Raw genomic sequence first — 17,226 nt, 5'->3', positions numbered from 1 at the left:
TTTCAAAATATAATATTGAGTTATCATATTATTTCTTTAGCTTGATATATTAACACAAAAAAGCTGAGTTGTAGAAAAAATAATTTAAAGAATGATTGCACTTATTTTCATATTATATGAAAGTGATTTAAATAAATAATTTTTTAAATTGAAAAATAATAATTAAAGCAGTTGTTGCAATACTTTCTTTATGCTGTTTGGGTCAGAAAAGTGATCAACTTTTTGAACAAAGTTTCCATCTCTGTCAAAGATATAGATGTATGACGTGTGAGAAACAGAGTAATCCATTTTCGAATCTTTCAGATATATCTTTTCATAAAAAGTTCCATACCGTTTGGTAATATCGTCAATATTCTCTTTGGTACTGGTTGCCCCAATAAAGTTTTTATGGAAATATTTGGCATAGGATTGTAAGTTTTCAAGTGTATCACGATCGGGATCGACACTGATAAACAGACCTCTGAACTCTTTAATTTGATCTTGAGAAAATCCATTGAGTGCTTGAGCCAGAGTACTTAAAGAAGTAGGGCAGACATCCGGACAAAAAGTGTATCCAAAATAGACAGCTAAGACTTTACCTTTTAAGTCACTTTTATTGAGTTCACCGTTTAACGTTGAAACATGAAAATCGTACTGTTTTTTTTGTTTGCTTTGATTCAAGATGGGTTTAATCATAAGAATGATAGCAATGGCAATAAAAATAGGAATCAAGTAAGTTAAAAGTTTTTTCATTAAAAATCCGTTTCAAATTGGTATCGTGCACCAACAATTTTATTGAATTTAGAGAGCTCTACATCAGCATTCCATTTCATTCCACCTACAGGACATGTAGGTAAAACTCCATTGGTACTATACTCACCATTTCCATTATTGATAAAAGTAAGTTCAAAAGTACCCATCATCATATTGGTGGCATAAATTCTGAGTTTTAAATCTGTCAGCTCTTTGTTTGAGCTTTTTAATTTAAACGTTAAAGGTTTCATCAATGGAATATCTTTGGGGAATATTTCAAGTTCAAATTGTGTACCATCGGGAAGCTGTACAGAACAAGGAGACTCTTTTAATGAACACTCTTTGTTTTGCAACGTAAATTCTCCTTCACCTCTAAATGAGTTGTATAAAGAGTTGAAATCAATAAGAAAATAGCCTGCAACAATTGCAACAACAATACAAACTTGAAATAAAATTTTCATCAGTTCTTCATATTTCCATGGTTCATATTCATTTTATTCATATTCATACCATTCATTACCGTTTTAACAGGGATGGTAAGGGTCATCTCTTCCTTGTTTGAAAACCCTAATGTTAACGTTACGGTTTGGTCTGATGTTAAAGGTTTTTTAATCAAGTCAATGAGCATGATGTGAAAACCACCTGGTTGAAGTGTGGTAGTAGAGTTGGCTTTAATATCAATTTTTGGAACTTGATACATCTTCATAACACCATCTTTCATATCGTGTGTGTGAAGTTCAGCGACATTTGAAACATTTGATTTTGCCCAAACGAGTGCAACATCTTTGTCCGAATTATTGGTAATACTCATAAAAGCAGCAGAGTTTGGCAAATTGGGTGGTGTTGCACGTGCATAACCATCTTTTACCTCAATAGATGAAGCAAATAAAGAGGCTCCCAGTAATAATAACGATAAGAGTGTTTTTTTCATGTGTTTTCCTTAAAAAAAAATTGGTTAATTCTAGCGCGCAAGTGTTAATTGAGTGTTAAATATTACAATCTGGGCAAAGGCCTTTGATGATAATGTTTTCAATTTTATACCCCTCTAAATGAATGGATTGTTGTTTGAGACACTCAATTTTTGAACAAGCTGAGCAAATAAAATGGGCATGGGGATTTTTTTGGATTTCAAAATATCTTTTTTTATCATTGGATTCAAAAGAGGTGACCAAATTTTCCTCTTCAAACTTTGTAATATTTCGATAAAAGGTCGCTTTATCCATAGCGAGTTTGCTTTTAATGTCTTCATAACTTAAGGGTTTTGATGCATTGGTAAAAAGCTCTAAAATAGCAACTCTGGCAGTGGTCAGTTTGATATTGGTATTGTTGATTAATTTTTCTATGTTACTCATGGGAAAAGTATAACAAAAAAAGTATTAATTGCAACTAAGTTGCGTTAAAGCTTGAATAGTATAAGATTTCAAAAAATTTATGCAACTAAGTTGCAAGGAGTTGAAATGAAAACAGTTATTTTAATGCTTTTTTTAGGGCTTGCTTTAATGGCAAATCAATTAGAAATTACAACAAGTATTGTTCCACAAAAATATTTTGTGGAAAAAATTGGTGGCGATAAAGTCAATGTAAATGTCATGGTACAACCAGGGTTTTCACCTGCAACATATGAACCCAAAACTTCACAGCTGAAACTTTTGGCAAAAAGTGATGTTTACTTTTCAATTGGAGTTCCGTTTGAACACGTTTGGTTAGACCGATTTAAAAGTGCCAATAAGAATTTATGGATTGTTGATACGTCTAAAAATATTATCAAACAACCTATTGCTGCACACTCTCATGGTGAAACGCATGATGCCCATGATGGAGACGAACATGACCATGATGCCCACGATGCTCATGATGAACATGAACATGAAGGTTTAGATCCACACATTTGGTTAGATCCTCTTTTAGTTAAAGTACAAGCACAAAATATTTATGAAGCTTTGGTGAAATTGGATGCAAAAAATCAAGCTTTTTATCAAAAAAATTTAGAACAATTTTTAAATGAGTTGGATGCTTTAAATGTAAAAATTCAAACCATTTTAGAAAAATTGGATAACCGAACTTTTATGGTTTTTCACCCTTCTTGGGGCTATTTTGCTAAACGATATGACTTAGAACAAGTTGCCGTTGAAGTTGAAGGTAAAGAGCCAAAACCCAGCGAATTGTTAAATTTAATCAAAGAAGCCAAAGAAGAAAATATCAAAATTGTTTTTGTATCGCCTGCCTTTTCTCAAAAATCGGCACATGTCATTGCCAAAAGCATCAATGCAGAAGTCATCTCTGTTGATCAATTGAGTATCAAGTGGGATGAAATGATGTTAGAAGTGGCCAAATACATTCAACAAAACAATTAGAGTCGGAGAGTTAAATCTCCAACTCTAGAACAATAGGGCAGTGGTCACTGCCTGAAATTTCTGGCAAAATATAGGCATTTTTAATCTTATCTTTTAAATCCGAACTGACAAAAAAATAATCAATTCTCCATCCCACATTATTTTCTCTGGCATTGGCACGGTAACTCCACCAACTGTAGTTGTGTGGTTCATCGCCATTAATATGTCGGAAAGTATCAATGTACTCATTTTCTACAAGTTTGTCCATCCACGCTCTCTCAATGGGTAAAAACCCTGAGGTCTCTTCATTGGCTTTGGGTCGAGCCAAATCTATTGCTTTATGAGCTGTGTTCACATCACCACACACAATGATGGATTTGCCTTGCTCTTTTAACGTATTGATGTGCGCTAAAAAACGCTCATAAAACTCAAGTTTGTACACCAATCGCTCTTCGCGGCTTTGACCATTGGGGAAATAGACATTAAAAAAAGCGATATTGTCAAAATGAAACTCATTGATGCGTCCCTCTTTTAAAATATCCACTTCTAAGGTTTTACTTGTAAAGTTGGGTGTAATATCGGTAAAAAGTGCCGTGCCTGATTGCCCTTTTCGGCTTGAAGAGTTCACTTGCACATGGGCATACGTTTTATTAAAAATGGTTTTGGGAATTTGTGCCTCTTCGGCTTTGATTTCTTGAAGGGCAAGAATATCGATGTCGTGTTCATCGACCCATTTCAGAGCCTCTTTTTTATCCACTGCTCGAATGCCATTGACATTCCACGATACGAGTTTTAAATTCATGATTAAACCTTACATTTTTTTGTATTATATCTTATAAAATTTTATCTTAACTAAAGAGATTAGATAAAGCAAATAACACATTGTTAAATACCAATGTGTATAATTTGTCAAAAAGTGAAGAAATTATTATGAAATTAAATGAATTAGAATTAAACATCGATTATTTTGAATTTAAAGAGAAATTTTATCAACAATTAAAAGCAACGCCACTCAATCATCCACATCTCATTTCGTACAACAAACAAGCCTTTGATTTAATTGGTCTTGATTATGAAGAAGCACAAAAAGAGGAGTTTGTACAGTTTATCAATGGTGAAATTGTTTTAAAAGGAAGTGTGCCTTATGCGATGGCATATGCGGGGCATCAGTTTGGTTATTTTGTGCCACAATTAGGCGATGGCCGTGCAATTAACTTGGGTGAAATAAATGGTTGGCATCTGCAAACCAAAGGTTCAGGGCTGACGCGTTACTCAAGACAAGGCGATGGGCGTGCGGTATTGCGTTCAAGTATTCGAGAGTACATTATGTCAGAAGCGATGTTTGGTTTGGGCATAGCTACAACCAGAGCTTTGGGATTGATTGGTTCTTCTCATGGCGTTTATCGAAGTTACGAAGAGGTAGAAACGGGTGCCGTGGTGATGCGAATGTCTCCTTCGTGGATACGCATTGGAACCTTTGAATTTTTTGCCAGAAGCAGTGATGCCAAAGAAAATTTAACTCAACTGGCCGATTATGTAATAGAACAATCGTATCCTCACTTAAAAAATGAGAAAGATAAATATGAAAAAATGTTTTTTGAATTATGCGATAAAACGGCACTTCTCATGGCACAATGGCAGGCGTATGGTTTTATGCATGGGGTAATGAACACCGATAATATGAGTGTAGCTGGTGTAACAATTGATTACGGCCCTTTTGCTTTTATGGATTATTTCCAAGCAGATTGTATCTGTAATCACACCGATGTAGAAGGGCGTTACTCTTTTTCAAATCAGCCTTATGTGGCACGATGGAACTTAGAAGTGTTGGCAAACAGTTTAGGAAAAATTTGCCGATTTGGCAATTTAACCGATTATTTGAACACCTTTATGTTTCAATATAAAAAAGCCTTTTGGGATATCATGACTCAAAGACTTGGGCTTCAAGTAGAGCACAGTCCTAACAGTTACTCCCCGTTAATCAAACAACTTTTAGGCGCATTAGAAGCTTCAAAAATGGATTACAATGTTTTCTTTTATGAGTTAACCCAACTGAAATCATTGGATGATATTTCACCCATTTTAAATTTGGCTGTCTATCGAGATATTTTGCAAGAGTGGTTTGAAGAGTACAAAAAAGCCATCGAAGATGAAAAGAGAAGTGACGAAGAGCGACATGAGGTCATGAAACGTGTCAATCCAAAATATATCATTAAAAACTATATGCTTCAAGAAGCCATAGAGCATGCAACGCAAGGCGATTTTACGTTAGTCAATGATTTATTGCATATTGCGCAACACCCTTTTGATGAACACAAAAGTTTTGAAAAATATACCAAACCCACACCCCTGCAGTTTGCCAATTTAAAATTGAGTTGCTCTTCTTAAATGCAAAAGGTTTATAGGCAGAATATAAACCTTTTTATAAAAAATCAATTTTTATCGAAAGAGAATTTCCCTGCACCTAAAAACATGATAACAATGGAACCACCCAAATAAAGCAGTTGTAATTCGGTGACCAATCCACCTGTATTGCTGATGCTCCATAAATCATTCCAATGCACCAAATACACAGCAACAAACATAGTGCATGCAATAAGAAAAGCTGAAAATCGTGTTTTTAAGCCAATAATCAAAAGGATAGGTGCAACCACTTCACCGACATATACGCCATAGCTCAGTATTTCAGGTAAACCCTGTTCTGTAATTTTACTTGTAATAAATGCAATTCCATGATTGAGTTTTGCAACGCCATGAAAGAGCATCAATGCACCAATTAATAGCCTTAAAAGAAGTTTCCCTATATCTGAACTTGTAGTCATATATCCCCCTATCGTAAATATAATTGAAAATATTATCATCATTTTAATTAATAAAAAGAAAGATTCTCTTTTTTTATTGACTTACGGTCAATTTTATCAATGTTTAAGTCAATTCTGATTAAAATTCTTTTTTTTGACCGATGGTCAGTCAAAAAAAGTGAGTTAACACAAAAGGAAAATATGTGCCCAAAATTGTGGATAAAGAACAAAAAAGAAAAGATATTGCTCAAGCTTGTACTCTTTTGCTTCTTGAAAATGGAATTAAAGATTTAACTGTTTCTCAAGTGGCTATTACAGCGGGCATTGGCAAAGGTACAATTTATGAATATTTTAAAAATAAAGAAGACATTGTTTTTGAAATCATCAATGTCTTTGTCAATGAAACCATTGATAAAATGGAAGAGGCACTTTTAAATGCAAAAACGTCTCGACAAAGAGCTTTTATCTATTTTGATTTTCTTTTAGACAATTCAGAAGAAAATTTAAGACAATTAAAATTGTATCAAGAGTATTTGGGCGTTACTTTGGCTTCTAAAAACAGTGAAATGTGTCAATACAACACGCAATGTTCTTGTGGTTTTGAAACCATTTTTAGCAAAATCATTAAAGATGGTATTGCCAATCATGAATTAATAGAAGATGCAGAGAGGATTGTTCCCATCATATTGATTGCAAAAAAAGGGATGGTGATTTCTCATGGTACACAAATTGATTTTGATTTAAAAGCCAATATGACCGATATGATCAATACCATTTTTGATTTAATAGAAGTAAAAAAATGATCAACAAAAAATATCACAGAGTATTGTTCTCATTTATTATGTCAGGTTTTATGAGTTTTGTAATGAGTTTTGTCATTACATATATTAATATAGGATTTATAGAGAATTTTATTGCGCTTTGGCTTGAAGCATTTGTTAAAGCATTTGTATTTGCTTTTCCACTGGTGTTTATATTTGCACCTTTAGCCAATAAAATTGCACTCAAATTAATTAAAGAAAATTAAGGAAAAAAAATGATAAAAAGATTCTTAGCAGTCATGTTATTTTCACTTTACGCTTTTGCCGCGGGTGAATCACTTGTGGAAACAACAAAAATTGTAAAAGGCGAAGTCAATCCTCTTCAAGAGTTTGTTGGAACACTTAAATTCGATAGAAATTCACTCTTAGCTGCTCAAAATTCAGGGGTGGTTCAAAAAATAAATTTTGAAGTAGGTGACAGTGTAAAAGTGGGTCAAACTTTGGTTCAAATTGATGCTGATATATTAAATGCACAAGTTCAATCTGCAGAGGCAAATTTTTTGAATGCAAAAAGAGATTATGAAAGATACAGCAAACTATTAGAAACAAAATCGATTTCTCAAAAGCAGTATGACGATGCAAAATTAAATTTTATTACTGCTAAAAGTACTTTAAATGAGTTAGAAACTCAAAAAGAGAAAAAGAGTATTAAAGCTCCATACAGCGGTATTATGGTTGAAAAACCGATCAATTTAGGTGAGTGGGTGAATGCAGGAACGGCTTTGGCTACGATTGTAGATACCACAAAAGTTGAGATAACGTTTAATGTACCATTGAATATTTATAATGGATTAAAAAAAGGTGACATGTATGATATTCGTGTAGGGGAACATCTGTTAAAAGGAAAAATGAGTGGGGCAATCCCAAATGGAGATAAACTCACTCGAACATTTCCTGTGAAATTTAAAGCCAATAGCAAAGATATTTTTGTTTTTGATGGGGAAGAAGCCAATGTGAATTTGTCTAAAAATGCAAAACAAGAAGCTTTGATTGTTCCAAGAGACGCGGTGATTAAAAGATTTGGACAAAATGTGGTATTTATCATTGATGATAAAATGATAGCACACATGATACCAGTACAAGTGGTTGCATATTTAGAGAGTCAAGTTGCTATCAATGGTCAAGGTTTGGCTGTGGGGCAAGATATTGTCAGTAAAGGGAATGAAAGAGTTTTCCCTAATTCGCCTGTAAAAATAATCAACAAATAGAGATAACGTGTTGTCTCCTTTAGGATGGGTTTCTTTAGATGGAATTTATTTCTCTCGCTAAAAGAAATTAGAAATGAAAAGGTTCCCTTAAAATTGGGGGAACAATTTAAAGGAATAAAAAAATGGATTTAATTAAATTTTCGATTAAAAATCCTGTAACAATTATTGTTTCAGTTTTAATCGTTGTATTGTTTGGTTTTTTATCATTGAATAAATTGCCCTATCAATTAACACCCTCAGTAACAAAACCTGAGATTAAAATTACAACAAGATGGCCAGGTGCAACGCCTCATGAGATTGAGCGAGAAATTATAGAAGAGCAAGAAGATGCGCTTAAAAGTTTAAATAATTTAGAAAAATATGAATCTTCAGCCAGTGATGACCAAGGTGAAATAACATTAACGTTTAAATTAAGTACAGATATTCGAGTTGCATTGCAAGATGTTTCCAATAAATTAAATGAAGTGAGTTCATACCCTGATAATGTCGATGAACCCATTATTGAAACGGCAACTGCCAGTCCTATTATTTGGATGATGTTACAAACCATGGATGATAACCCAAGACATATTGATGAGTACAGAACTTTTTTTAATGATGAAGTTAAACCCATCATAAAAAGAGTCAATGGGGTTTCTGGAACTATGGATATTGGTGGAAGAGAAAAGCAGATGCAAATTGTGTTTGATACAAACAGACTTGCTTCATATGGATTAACAATTTCACAAGTCATTGATACGATTCAAAGTGAAAATATTGACGTCTCCGCGGGTATTCAAAACATAAACAGACGAGCATATCGAATCAGAACGGTCAATAAATTTACCTCCGCAAAAGATATTGAAAATATGGTGTTAATCTCTACTCGGGATAAAAAAGTGACGGTAAAAGACATTGCAAAAGTTGACTTTGGATACGAAACAGCCAATGGTGTTGCGATGTATTTGGGAGAAGATGGAATATTTTTAGGTGTTCAACCAAGCGCTGATTCCAATGTTGTTGAATTGACCAACGAAGTTGAAAAAGTGGTGAATTCACTTAATGCCGGTATTTTAAAAGATGAAAAACTGAAAATAGAATGGATATATGACCAACGACCTTATATTGTAGGTTCAGTGGATTTGGTACAAAAAAATATTATTATCGGTGGTGTATTGGCCGTATTTATTTTGATTTTGTTTTTAAGAAGTATCTCCCCAACAGCGGTTATTTCCGTCGCCATTCCAATATCTATTATTGGTACGTTTATTATTTTGGATGCTATGGGAAGAAGTTTAAATACCATTTCTCTTGCAGGTATATCCTTTGCTGTGGGTATGTTAGTGGACAGTGCCATTGTTGTATTAGAAAATATTGACAGACATCGAAAAGAGGGAATGAGCATTCCTGATGCAGCATATAAAGGAGCCAGTGAAGTGTGGGGCGCGTTGATTGCTTCTGCACTGACAACCATTGCTGTTTTTTTACCCATTGTATTTTTACAAGATGAAGCGGGACAACTGTTTAAAGATATTGCCATTGCCGTAACGGCTTCTGTAACGTTTTCACTCTTTGTTTCGATTTCTGTTATTCCAATGCTTTGGAAGAAATTTGCAGGTATTTCAAAGAAAGAGCCAAGGGATGCAGGTGCAATAGCCAATTTTGGACATAAAATGGTAAATTTGATTATGTCTATTGTAACATTGTCTTTAACCAATACCATGACAAAAGTAGTCACTATTTTATCCTTAACTCTTTTTTCAATTGGGGCGATATATGTGCTTTTCCCTAAATTGGATTATTTGCCTAAAGGGAATAAAAACTTGATTTTTAATATTTTGATTACCCCTCCTGGACTTTCATACAATGAACGATATGGAATGGGAACATATTTAATGAAACAAGTTGAACCGTATGTCAATAAAGATGTGGGGAATATTCCAGGACTTAACAGAGCTTTTTATGTATCCTTTGGGGACTTTACTCTGTTTGGTGCAACGTCTATGCATGAAGACAGAGCATCAGAATTAATACCTATGTTCAGACCTATTGTCAATTCATTGCCATCCGTATTTGGAGTTACGGTTCAATCGGGTGTATTTGAATCTGATATTGGAGAAGGGAACAGTGTGGATGTGGATATAAGTGGCGAAAAAATTGAAGATATTGCCAATGTGGGTGCCCAACTTTTTGTGGCTACAATGGGAAGTATCCCAGGCAGTCAAGTTCGACCTGTGCCCTCTATTGAGTTGCTTTATCCAGAAGCCAGAATTAAACCTGATCGAGATGCTCTTAAAGCATTGAATTTAAGTTCGCGAGAATTGGGTATTGATGTGGATGTACTCATGAGTGGAAGAAAAGTGGGTGATTTTGAACAAGAGGGTAAAAAGAAAATTGATTTGGTTTTAAAAGCCGATGACAATATTATCAAAACACCTGAAGATATTATGGCAACACAACTTGCTTTACCTAATGGAATGATTTTACCGGTCTCTTCGTTGGCCAATTATATTTCAACAACGGGAATTTCAGAGATCAGACACTTAAATGGAAAAAGAACCATAACTTTGCAAGTGACACCACCTGAAGGCATGACCATTGATGAAGCCATGAAAATCATTGGTGGGATGTTAAAAGGGATGGAAGACAAAGGCGTGATTAATAACAGTGTTAAAATTGGTATTTCAGGAACAGCTGATAAATTAACAGAAACCATAAAATTGCTCATGGATAATTTTATTTTGGCATTGGTCATTGTATACTTACTTATGGCATCATTGTTTGGAAATTTTTTATATCCTATCGTTATTATGTGTACTGTGCCATTGGCAACTGCGGGAGGGTTCATTGGATTGAAACTTACCAATACTTTTATTGCGCCTCAGCCTTTAGATATTTTGACCATGCTTGGATTTATTATCTTAGTAGGAATTGTGGTCAACAATGCCATTTTAATTGTGCATCAAAGTTTGAACTATATTCATGAAGGCATGGAGCACAAAAAAGCCGTTATTGAAGCAACACGAACCCGAATCAGACCGATTTATATGAGTTCATTGACCTCAGTTTTTGGGATGTTGCCGTTGGTTTTGGTTCCAGGACCAGGGAGTGAGTTTTATCGAGGGTTAGGTTCGGTTATAACGGGTGGTTTGGCTTTTTCAACCATATTTACGATATTTGTAACGCCGGCACTTTTGATGTTCTTTATCAAACTTGAACAAAGAGTCGTTAAGACAAAAGATAATTTTGATTCACACGCATTAAATAAAGCGTAGCAGCAGAAGATAAAAAAGTAGAAAAATAAGGATTAAAAATGATACAAAAAAGAGTCGTTTATTCTTTTCTGGCATTGGCACTTTCTGCCAACGCCATTAATTTAGAACAAAGCATTGATATTGCAGTTAAAAACAACTTTAGCATAGCAGAACAACAGTATGTTACTGAAGAGAAAAATGCACTGAAAAATGCTCAATATTCTGGTTTTTTACCCAGCGTAGATTTGACGTATACTTATGACAGACGTGATGTAACACTGCCAAGTCAAGTCAATGATGAATCGTATGCCAGTGCAAAAGTTTCCTATAATTTATTTAATGGTTTTTCAGATTTGTTCTCATTTCAAAGTGCAAACTATATTTATAAGTCATCAGAGTTTACCTACAATGCGGTCAAACAAGACATTATTTTAAATACAAAAATAGCATATATTCATTTGCTTAAACAAGAGAAAAATGTTAAAACATATGAAGATGCTTTGAAGCTGTTTTTACAACAATATGAAGATGCTAAAAATAAGTTCGATCAAGGCATCATTGCGAAAAATGAGTTGCTTGAAGTTGAGGTTCAAATGTTACAAGCCAAACAAGATTTGGCCACAGCAAACAAAGATTTTAAAGTTGCTCGATTGAGTTTGAATAACATATTAAGTGGACAACTCTCTAAAGAAGAACCCATAGAAGAGATCAGTTATGAGAAATTGGCAATCAAAGATTATAAAGAGGATTTTTTAGAAAGAAGAAGTGAAATCCAAGCACTTAAAATGATGATGCAAAGTTATAATGCTCAAAGAAATTCTACGATTGGAAACTTTTTGCCCAATGTGGATGCGAGTGTAAGTCATAATGAGTACGGTGACAGTGAACGTATTAATGGCAGAACTGGCTATCCTGATGAACAAGAAGTGGTCAATGTAACAGCGACTTGGAATCTCTTTTCTGGAGGAAAAGATACGCAAAATGCAATTGCCTTTAATAAAATGAAAAAACAAATTTATGCACAATTGCAAAGCACAAAATTGCAAGTTCAACTTCAATATGAACAAGCCAAAGAGGAGTTAAATGTTTCAAAACTCAATTTTGAAACGGCAACAACTGCGTTAGAACAAGCTAAAATAAACTATGAAATTGTCAATAACCGATTCATTCAAGGTATTTCAACGAGTTCTGATTTGATTGATGCCAACTTTTTATTGAGTAAAGCAAAACAGAGTTATTTTGCAGCGTATTATGACAAATTTTTAGCAGCAGCGACACTGCAAAGAGTTGTTGAAGAGAATTGAGGGTTAAAACAGATACCTTAAAAGGTATCCGTTTTATAGCTTAGAAACATTTTTTTAAATGGGTTTGACTCAAAGGTTTTGTCATCAATGATACAATAATTGCCGTTAAAATCGAAAGTGGCAACGCAATGATTAAGGCATCGACAAAAATAATTTTGCCACTTAAAAGTGAATCTGCACCAAAGAGCGCTTTACAGACTCCTAATGATTTTGCCTCTTTAAAATGAACAAACAAAAGCCAAAACGATGAAACAATTAATCCCACAAACATAGAAGCAATTGCCCCTGTTTTAGTCATTCTTTTCCAAAAGAGTCCGCCGATAAATGAAGGCAGAAAAATTGAGGCACATAAAGCAAAAAAGATGGCAGTACTTCGTGCAATGATGGCGGGCTCATTATTAAAAGCGTAAGCTAAGGCTACAGAAATGGAAATCATCACCACAATTCCAATTCGTGTGACAAGCGTTGAGTTTAAATCTTTTTTGATTAAAGGCTCAATCAAATCTCTTCCAACTGCAGTTCCCATGGTATGAAACTGACTTGAAAGTGTACTCATGGCAGCACTGATAAGTGCAAATAAAAAGATAAAAACAAACCATTTTGGCATGGCTGTGTTGATAAAATGAGGAATAATTTTTCCAATACTTCCCGCACTTTGCAGAGCATTTTTTCCTTCATTGAACTCAAAATACCACGCATTGGTCAATGCGCCAATGATAAAAATAAATCCCGTCATTGAAAGAATAAAAATACCACCAATTAACACAGCACGATTTAACTCTTTTTTACTTTTAACGGTCATAAATCGTACGACTAATTGAGGCTGTGCTAAAACACCAATTCCTACACCTAAAGTAATAGTAGTAATCACAAAAAGCCACCCTTGGCTTAAAAATTGAGGCATTTTATCCCATCCTTCAAATCCCCAAAGCATTGAGAGTTTCATCATAAAATCAGGACTGCCTGGTTGAAGTTGTTGTAAGGATATTTGGCTCAATGGGGCAACCGTTTGTTCCCATACATGTTGCAGTTTTACATAAGCTTGTGTGATACCACCTAAACTATCAAAGGTGAAAAAGAGCAGTATGACCATGGCAATAAACATGATAGAGCCTTGCAAGGCATCGGTTAACATGACCCCTTTTAAGCCACCTGCAATAACGTATGCTGTAATGATAACAGAAAAAAGCAACAGTGCCATGTGGTAATCCACATGAAAATATAAAGCCAGAAATTGCGTTCCTCCAATTAAAACTGCAGTGGCATACAATGGCATAAAAATCAGAATAATTGTTGCCCCAAAAATTTGTATAAATTTTGAGTCATATCGTTTGCCTAAAAATTCAGGAAAGGTATGGGCGTTGAGTTTGTAGCCCATTTTTCGTGTAGGGTTTCCTAAAAAAACAAAAGCGACAAAAATACCCACAAAGATATTAAAAAAAGTCAACCAAAGCAGTGAGTTTCCCAACCAAGCAGCCACTCCTCCGAAACCAACAATGGCCGCAGTTGAAATGAATGTTGCCCCATAACTCAATGCCATAATAAAAGGGTGTGTATCTCGCCCAGCAATCAAATAATCGGCAGTATTTTTAGTTTGTTTGTAGCCTAAAAATCCCAAATAACCCAGCAAAAATAGGTATAAAATGATAATAATATTTTCAAATACACCCATTACAGACTCTTCTCAATTTGATCTTCGGTTTTTGCCCATTTTTTTGTACTGATTGAAAGGGAGTTCTCCTCATTCTCTTTATTCCAGTTTACTGCACCATAATAGATACACAACAGTGTACTTAAAATTGAGAACCAAAATGCCAAATTAATTCCAAAATCAAACTGCTCCATTTATACCCCTATAATAAAATTAATCTATTCTATTATAGTTATTATTAAAGCAATTTAAAAGTATTGTAATTTAAGTTTATTATATATAATGGGAATAAAATTATTTTTATATTAAATTTTACAACTATTTAGAAAATAAAGTAAGAATAAAGTACAATGTAGAAATTTTTTTTAATAGTTAGGATAAATATGAAACAAACACTTATGGGAAATGATGCAATAGCCTGGGGCTTGATTCATGCAAATGTCGATATGGTATCGGGATACCCCGGAACGCCATCGAGTGAAATTTTGGGTGAAGTGAATAAAATAAAACATGCATTGGGTTTAGATTTATATGCGCAATGGGGTACAAATGAAAAAGTAGGTTTTGAAGTAGCTTACGCAGGTGCAATGGCAGGCAGACGTTCAGCTGCTACGATGAAACAAGTGGGATTGAATGTTGCAGGTGATGCTTTAATGAGTGCGGCATACATTGGAAACTTAGGTGCATTCGTTTTAGTTGTTGCCGATGACCCTGGTTTTCACTCTTCACAAACAGAACAAGACAGCCGTATGTTTGCAAAATTTGCAAAAATTCCTGTTATTGACCCATCAACGCCACAAGATGCGTATGATTATACAAAAATAGCTGCAGATATTTCAGAACATTTTCAGACACCCGTGATGTTACGACCAGTTATGAGAGTGTGTCATGCCAGACAAATTGTTGAACTGGATGATCAAACCAATTTTCAGCCAAGAAAAGGGGAGTTCAAACGAGAAACCAGTCGTTGGGCAGCTGTTCCAAGAGCGGGTCGATTGCGACAAGGGTATGAACAACTTGACAGAATCGAAGCGATTAAACAGTACAACTGGGAAAATCTGATTCAACCTGAGTTTGACAAATGTCAAGGGAAAAAGCTTTTAATTTTAACCTCTGGAACGGGAGATGGTTTTGTCAAAGAAGCCTTAGAAGATTTGGGTGTTGAAGCCGATGTGGTTAAGTGTGTGATGCCTTATCCTCTTCCAGAAGAGCAAATAAAAGCGCAATTTGAAAAATATGAAAAGGTGTTGGTAGTAGAAGAGACCATGCCTTGCATAGAGGAGCAAATTAAAACCGATAAAGTCTATGGAAAATTGTCAAAAACCATGCATTTAATTGATGAAATGCAAAAAGTCTATATTCAAGAGGCGTTAACAAAATTGGGATTTTACCAAGGTGAAAATCTTTATCCTGTGGTGCCATTTAAAGAAGAGGTGGCAGCTCGTCCTCCAAATCTTTGCCCAGGGTGTCCACACCGAGATATTTTTTATGGAATCATGAAAGTTTTTAAAAAGAAAAAATCCATCTATCCTTCAGACATTGGTTGTTATACCTTAGGAATCAATCAAGGGGCAATTGATACGGTTTTATGTATGGGGGCGAGTGTCTCAATGGCAAGTGGTTTTTCGATTGCTGACCCTGAAAAATATGTGGTTGCTACCATTGGAGACAGTACTTTTTTCCATGCAGGAATTCCTCCGTTAATCAATGCGGTGTATCAACAACACAAATTTATGTTAGTAGTGCTTGATAACTCAGTCGTTGCGATGACAGGACGTCAAAAACCGCCTCAAAGACAGTACAAAGAGATCGACATTAAAAAAATTGCCGAAGGGTGTGGGGCTGAAACATACGAATACGTTTACACCAATAACCTTGAAAATACCGTTGCTTTTTTCAAAGATATGAAGAAAAAATATGACCAAGCCACGGGACCAATTGTTGTTGTGGTTCGAGAGTTTTGTGTATTGGATAAAGAGGTTGTCGATGCGCATATTCCCTTAGAGTTTGCACAAGTTAATGGGGAAGATTGTGTGGCATGTGACCAATGTACTACCGTTTATAAATGTCCACCAATGGCATACAATGAAGCAGGTGTGGTTGAAATAGATCCTTTCTTATGTATTGGGTGTGGAGCCTGTTTGGATGTGGTGTGTCCAACCAATGCGTTTGTACAAGACACAAGCCGAGGGAATATGAAAGATGAGGACAAAAAATGAAATATCAAATAGTCATTGCAGGATTTGGCGGACAAGGTTCGGTTTTTTTGGTCAAAATATTGGCTTTATGTGCTGGGAAAAACAATATCGGGTGTTTGGGAACAGAAAATCATGGAATGAGTCAACGTGGTGGAGCGGTCTCTTGTACCATTAAATTGGGTGATTTTTATAACCCCGTAGTCGATGCTTCACAAGCCAATTTGCTTATTGGGTTAGAAGCCAATGAGGCGTTACGAAATCTAGAGTTTTTAAAACCTACTGGAACGATGGTTGTGAATGCCGATGAAACATTTCCTGTGAATGATATTCCCATGAGTGTTAAACGCATTGATGCGTTTGAAAAAGCCAAAAACAATGAGTTTCCAATTCAGGGATTAAATGTCTATATGTTGGGTATGGTTTTAGCCACGTGCAGTGATTTTCCTTTTAGTTTAGACGAAATCAAAGAGGCACTCAAAGAGTTCAATCCAAAAATTGCAGCACAAAACATTGAAGTGTTGGAGTTGGGATACCATGCCGCTTCATAACATTAAAGCTTTTTTCGAAGCCAATGATAAGTATGCAAAATTCAATGGCATGAAGATTGAAGAGATTGATGTAGGTTCTGCAAAAACCTCAATGAAAATTCAAGAGCATCACTTAAATGGGGCAGGGGTGGTTCATGGTGGTGCGGTTTTTTCACTGGCGGATTATGCTTTTGCGGTGGCTTCAAATTCTCATGGGCAATTGGCTCTTGGCATCAATGCTTCCATCTCATATATGAAAGGAGCAAAAGAGGGGGAAACCATTTTTGCAACAGCTAAAGAGATAAACAACAGCAATAAACTGGCGTGTTATAATATTGTTATTTGCAATGAAAAAGAAGAAATCCTTGCCTCTTTTGAAGGTATGGTGTATAAAAAAAACGTACAAATTGTTTAAAAT

18 protein-coding genes are annotated in these 17,226 nt (G+C 35.0%); 10 read left to right on the top strand and 8 right to left on the bottom strand.

The window, feature by feature from the left end:
• Window positions 1–162: 162 nt before the first annotated feature.
• The 4 genes from ACNI3C_RS00640 to ACNI3C_RS00625 are packed head-to-tail and all read right to left on the bottom strand — an operon-like array spanning window position 163 to window position 2,084.
• Window positions 163–732 carry an SCO family protein gene (locus tag ACNI3C_RS00640; RefSeq protein ID WP_419770335.1) on the bottom strand — a complete coding sequence of 190 codons (570 nt, stop codon included), beginning with the start codon at window positions 730–732 and terminating at the stop codon, window positions 163–165.
• Complete coding sequence (locus ACNI3C_RS00635) at window positions 732–1,193, bottom strand: hypothetical protein (RefSeq protein ID WP_419770334.1); 462 nt, start codon at window positions 1,191–1,193, stop codon at window positions 732–734. The genes ACNI3C_RS00640 and ACNI3C_RS00635 overlap by 1 nt, the downstream gene beginning before the upstream one ends.
• Window positions 1,193–1,663 (bottom strand): copper chaperone PCu(A)C, encoded by a 471-nt coding sequence (locus ACNI3C_RS00630; RefSeq protein ID WP_419770333.1) that lies wholly within the window; start codon window positions 1,661–1,663, stop codon window positions 1,193–1,195. The genes ACNI3C_RS00635 and ACNI3C_RS00630 overlap by 1 nt, the downstream gene beginning before the upstream one ends.
• 55 nt (window positions 1,664–1,718) lie before the next feature.
• Window positions 1,719–2,084 carry a Fur family transcriptional regulator gene (locus ACNI3C_RS00625; RefSeq protein WP_419770332.1) on the bottom strand — a complete coding sequence of 122 codons (366 nt, stop codon included), beginning with the start codon at window positions 2,082–2,084 and terminating at the stop codon, window positions 1,719–1,721.
• 105 nt (window positions 2,085–2,189) lie between these two features.
• On the opposite strand from ACNI3C_RS00625, the gene ACNI3C_RS00620 reads away from it, so the two are divergent.
• Window positions 2,190–3,086 carry a metal ABC transporter solute-binding protein, Zn/Mn family gene (locus ACNI3C_RS00620; RefSeq protein WP_419770331.1) on the top strand — a complete coding sequence of 299 codons (897 nt, stop codon included), beginning with the start codon at window positions 2,190–2,192 and terminating at the stop codon, window positions 3,084–3,086.
• 10 nt (window positions 3,087–3,096) lie between these two features.
• Here ACNI3C_RS00620 and ACNI3C_RS00615 read toward each other — a convergent pair whose 3' ends face one another.
• Window positions 3,097–3,867 carry an exodeoxyribonuclease III gene (locus ACNI3C_RS00615; protein WP_419770330.1) on the bottom strand — a complete coding sequence of 257 codons (771 nt, stop codon included), beginning with the start codon at window positions 3,865–3,867 and terminating at the stop codon, window positions 3,097–3,099.
• 128 nt (window positions 3,868–3,995) lie between these two features.
• Between ACNI3C_RS00615 and ACNI3C_RS00610 the strand changes: the two genes are divergently transcribed.
• Window positions 3,996–5,453 (top strand): protein adenylyltransferase SelO, encoded by a 1,458-nt coding sequence (locus ACNI3C_RS00610; protein WP_419770329.1) that lies wholly within the window; start codon window positions 3,996–3,998, stop codon window positions 5,451–5,453.
• A gap of 44 nt (window positions 5,454–5,497) precedes the next feature.
• On the opposite strand, the gene ACNI3C_RS00605 is transcribed toward ACNI3C_RS00610, so the two are convergent.
• Complete coding sequence (locus ACNI3C_RS00605) at window positions 5,498–5,887, bottom strand: DoxX family protein (protein WP_419770328.1); 390 nt, start codon at window positions 5,885–5,887, stop codon at window positions 5,498–5,500.
• Between the two features lie 182 nt (window positions 5,888–6,069).
• Between ACNI3C_RS00605 and ACNI3C_RS00600 the strand changes: the two genes are divergently transcribed.
• From ACNI3C_RS00600 to ACNI3C_RS00580, 5 genes are all read left to right on the top strand, one after another.
• On the top strand, window positions 6,070–6,669 hold the full coding sequence (locus ACNI3C_RS00600; protein WP_419770327.1) for a TetR/AcrR family transcriptional regulator: 600 nt from the start codon (window positions 6,070–6,072) through the stop codon (window positions 6,667–6,669).
• Window positions 6,666–6,893 carry a DUF2798 domain-containing protein gene (locus ACNI3C_RS00595; protein WP_419770326.1) on the top strand — a complete coding sequence of 76 codons (228 nt, stop codon included), beginning with the start codon at window positions 6,666–6,668 and terminating at the stop codon, window positions 6,891–6,893. Before ACNI3C_RS00600 ends, ACNI3C_RS00595 begins: the two co-directional genes overlap by 4 nt.
• A 9-nt stretch (window positions 6,894–6,902) precedes the next feature.
• Window positions 6,903–7,895, top strand: a complete 993-nt coding sequence (locus tag ACNI3C_RS00590) for an efflux RND transporter periplasmic adaptor subunit (RefSeq protein WP_419770325.1) — start codon at window positions 6,903–6,905, stop codon at window positions 7,893–7,895.
• Between the two features lie 122 nt (window positions 7,896–8,017).
• Window positions 8,018–11,149 carry an efflux RND transporter permease subunit gene (locus tag ACNI3C_RS00585; RefSeq protein WP_419770324.1) on the top strand — a complete coding sequence of 1,044 codons (3,132 nt, stop codon included), beginning with the start codon at window positions 8,018–8,020 and terminating at the stop codon, window positions 11,147–11,149.
• A 38-nt stretch (window positions 11,150–11,187) separates the two neighbouring features.
• Entirely contained in the window at window positions 11,188–12,432 is a 1,245-nt protein-coding gene (locus ACNI3C_RS00580) for a TolC family protein (protein ID WP_419770323.1), read from the top strand.
• Between the two features lie 40 nt (window positions 12,433–12,472).
• On the opposite strand, the gene ACNI3C_RS00575 is transcribed toward ACNI3C_RS00580, so the two are convergent.
• Together ACNI3C_RS00575 and ACNI3C_RS00570 are read right to left on the bottom strand one after the other, a co-directional pair.
• Entirely contained in the window at window positions 12,473–14,104 is a 1,632-nt protein-coding gene (locus ACNI3C_RS00575) for a sodium:solute symporter family protein (protein ID WP_419770322.1), read from the bottom strand.
• Window positions 14,104–14,277, bottom strand: a complete 174-nt coding sequence (locus ACNI3C_RS00570) for a symporter small accessory protein (protein WP_419770321.1) — start codon at window positions 14,275–14,277, stop codon at window positions 14,104–14,106. Before ACNI3C_RS00570 ends, ACNI3C_RS00575 begins: the two co-directional genes overlap by 1 nt.
• Window positions 14,278–14,466: 189 nt before the next feature.
• Here ACNI3C_RS00570 and ACNI3C_RS00565 point away from each other — a divergent pair, with 189 nt between their 5' ends.
• The 3 genes from ACNI3C_RS00565 to ACNI3C_RS00555 are packed head-to-tail and all read left to right on the top strand — an operon-like array spanning window position 14,467 to window position 17,223.
• Window positions 14,467–16,302 (top strand): thiamine pyrophosphate-dependent enzyme, encoded by a 1,836-nt coding sequence (locus ACNI3C_RS00565; protein WP_419770320.1) that lies wholly within the window; start codon window positions 14,467–14,469, stop codon window positions 16,300–16,302.
• Window positions 16,299–16,829, top strand: a complete 531-nt coding sequence (locus ACNI3C_RS00560; RefSeq protein ID WP_419770319.1) for a 2-oxoacid:acceptor oxidoreductase family protein — start codon at window positions 16,299–16,301, stop codon at window positions 16,827–16,829. Before ACNI3C_RS00565 ends, ACNI3C_RS00560 begins: the two co-directional genes overlap by 4 nt.
• On the top strand, window positions 16,816–17,223 hold the full coding sequence (locus tag ACNI3C_RS00555; RefSeq protein WP_419770318.1) for a PaaI family thioesterase: 408 nt from the start codon (window positions 16,816–16,818) through the stop codon (window positions 17,221–17,223). Before ACNI3C_RS00560 ends, ACNI3C_RS00555 begins: the two co-directional genes overlap by 14 nt.
• Window positions 17,224–17,226: the final 3 nt, after the last annotated feature.

It is taken from the genome of Marinarcus sediminis (SeqCode) (assembly GCF_048571275.1).
Taxonomy (GTDB): domain Bacteria; phylum Campylobacterota; class Campylobacteria; order Campylobacterales; family Arcobacteraceae; genus Marinarcus; species Marinarcus sediminis.
Note: the sequence above shows the minus strand (reverse complement) of the source record. Positions and strands in the feature narration are given on the sequence as shown.